The organism is Rhodococcus sp. NPDC003382 (assembly GCF_053589135.1).
Window position 1 is genome coordinate 1 of sequence record NZ_JBSFRH010000101.1, and the last position, 3,268, is coordinate 3,268.

Consider the following 3,268-nt stretch of genomic DNA (forward strand, 5'->3'; position numbering starts at 1 on the left):
CCACCTGCACCACCGTGTTCAACGTCGCCCCGCGATCACGCACCCACGCCGACAACGCCGCCGTCTCCTCCACACCGAAATCCGCACACACGTCCTGTGATTCGTGGTATCGGCGGGTGGGGTCGTCCGGGACGACCAGTGTCGGTTCGTCGACGCCGGCGAGCGCGCGTGTCCATTCGTCGAGCGAATGTTCGCGATCCTGTCGCTCGACCCAGGCGAGGTAATCCCGGTACGAGGTGGGCCGCGGGAGGCCGGCGGGGTCGCCGTCGGTCGCGTACAGCATCAGCAGTTCGCGGACGAGAAGCGGGGTCGACCAGCCGTCGAGCAGCAGGTGGTGGTTGGTCATGATCAGCCGGTGACTGTCCGGCCCTGTGGTGACCAGCAGCCACCGGATCAGCGGCGGTTGCGCGGGATCGAATCGTGCCGCCCGGTCTTCCGCCATGATCCGTTCGAGTTCGCGGTCGCGGTCGTCGGCGGGGAGAGCGGACAGGTCGACCTCGGTGAACGGCAGTTCGACGCGATCCCGGACGATCTGTACCGGTCGTCCGGCGACGTCGGGCACGAAGGTGGTGCGCAGGTTGGCGTGGCGGTCCAGCAGCACCGTCCCGGCGCGCCGCAACCGCTCCGCGTCGACCTTTCCGCGCAGCTCGAGTACCAGTTGCACCAGGTACGCGTCGACGGAATCCTCCGACACCAGCGCATGGAACAGCAGACCCTCCTGCAGCGGGGACAGCGGCCACACGTCGGCCAGGTCCGGATACCGCCGCTCGAGTTCCTCGATCTGCGCCTGCCGCAGCGTTACCAGGCCCAGGTCGGACGGCGTGTGTCCCCCGGAGCCGGGCGTGCGGGTGCGCTCGGCCAGCGCGGTGAGCACGCGGCACCACCGGTCCGCGAGTTCGTGCACCTCGTCGGAGGTGAGTATCCCCGTCGGGAACGCCCACGTGGCGCGCAGCCGAGAGCCGGTGCTGTCGTCGAGGGTGAGCGCGTTGATGTCCAGCGCCGCGGGCACCGGCATCTGCGGATCCTGGGCTCCGCCGAGTTCCGAGCCGGCGTCGACGGGCATCCACGGGCCTGCCGGCATCCCGTCCGCTGTTCCGGCGGCGATGCGGCCGAGGTAGTTGAAGCCGATCTGCGGCCCGGCGTGTTCGCGCAGGATCGGGGCGGTTTCGTCGTCGAGATAGCGGAGCAGCCCGAAGCCGATGCCATGGTCGGGGACCGCGAGGAGCTGTTCCTTGACGGACTTGACGGCGGCGTCGAGCGCGGGGCCACCGCCGCAGGCGTCGTCGAGGTCGATGCCGGTGAGATCCAACCGGACGGGGAAGCCGGTGGTGAACCAGCCGACGGTCCGGCTCAGATCGGCGCCCGGCACCGTCTGTTCCTCACGCCCGTGCCCTTCCAGGGCGATGAACGCATCGTCGATCGTGGTGCCGCGCTCGCGTCGCCAGGCGGTCACGGCGACCGCGAGTGCGGTGAGCAGACCGTCGGCGACGCTGCCGTGGAACGCATCGGGGACGGCGGTCAGCAGCGCCTCGGTCACGTCGGTCGGCAGTTCGACGCAGAAGTGCTCGGCCGTCGCGATCACGTCGGTCGCGGGATCGAGCGGGCGGGACCCGATCGTCGGGTCGTCCCCGGCCGTGGTCGCGCGCCAGAAGTCGAGTTCGGCGAGCCGTTCGGGTTGCTGCGCGGCCTCGACCAGACCGTGCGCCCAGCGGCGCATCGACGTGCCGACCGGGTCGAGCTGCGGGTTCTCTCCCGCCGCGATCTGCGACCACGCGGTCGCGAGATCCGGGACGAGGTTCCGCCACGACACCCCGTCCACGGCCGAATGATGGATCACGACCAGCAGCCGACCCGGGATTCCGGTGTCGGACGAGTCGGTGCCGGCGGGGTCGAACCACACCGCCTGCAGCACGATTCCCGAGGCCGGGTCGAGCCGGTCGGCGGCGGCGTCGAGTTCGGCGTGTGCGATGGCGTCGAAGTCGTCGCCGTGCGGGTCGGTGGCCACGCGGACGAGGACATCGTCGGCGTCGACGGTTCCGGTCGGCTGCACGGTCCAGGTCCACGTCCCGTTCGACGAGCGCAGCCGGGAGCGCAGCATGTCGTGCCGATCGAGCACGGCCTGGAGCGTGCGCGTGAGTGTCGTGTGGTCGATGCCGGCAGGTAGTTCGAGCAGGACCGCCTGGGAGAAGCGGGTGTGGTGCAGCGGGCTGCGGTCGAGGAGCCAGTGCATGACGGGGGTGAGCGGCAGGTCGCCGACTCCCCCACCGGGCAGCTCCTCGAGCACCACCGCACCCGAATTACCGGACGCCACCACCTGTGCCAACGCCGACACCGTCCGGCACTCGAACACATCCCGCGGTGAGAACACCAACCCCCGCGCCTTCGCCCGCGCCACCAATTGGATCGACATGATGCTGTCCCCGCCGAGCGCGAAGAACGAATCCTGCGCCCCGACCGTCTCGACCCCCAGCACCTCGGCGAACAACTCCGCCAGCACCGCCTCCGTCTCCGACGCCGGTGCCCGGAACTCCGCCGCACCCGAACGGAAGTCCGGCTCCGGCAACGCCGCCCGATCCACCTTCCCGTTCGCCGTCACCGGCACCGCATCGATCACCGACACCGTCGCCGGCACCATGTGCGGCGCCAACCGCGCCCCCACCTGTGCCAGCACCGCGACCGGATCCAGCTCGGCGCCGGGCTCCGGCACCACATATCCGACGAGCCGATCCACCACACCGCGATGGACACTCGCCACCGCCTGCTCGACCCCGTCGCACGCCCGCAGCGCGGATTCGATCTCGCCGAGTTCGATGCGGAAGCCGCGGACCTTCACCTGATCGTCGGAGCGGTGGAGGTACTCGAGTTCGAATGTGTTGTCGCAGCACTTCTTCCATCGAACGAGGTCGCCGGTTCGGTACATCCGCTGCCCGGGGGTCCCGAACGGATCGGCCACGAACCGCGACGCGGTCAGCGAACCCCGGTTCCGGTATCCCCGTGCCAGGGCGGGACCCGACAGGTACAGCTCCCCCGCCACGCCGACCGGGACCGGCCGCAGCCGGTCGTCGAGAACCAGTTCGGCGAATCCACGGATCGGGCCACCGATCGTCACGGGATCTCCCACCGTGAGCGGCCGTCCGGCGTTCGACTGGATCGTCGCTTCCGCCGGACCGTAGGTGTTCACCATGGTCCGGCCCGGCGCCCACCGCGCCACCAGCTCCGGCGGGCAGGCCTCACCACCGACGATCACCGTGCCCAGATGGTCGAGCCC

At 70.4% G+C, this 3,268-nt stretch carries 1 protein-coding gene; it reads right to left on the reverse strand.

Annotated features, from left to right (window positions below; genetic code table 11):
* Positions 1-3,268: condensation domain-containing protein (locus tag ACWDUD_RS30505; protein ID WP_450111763.1), on the reverse strand; the 3,268-nt coding region annotated here is incomplete at both ends.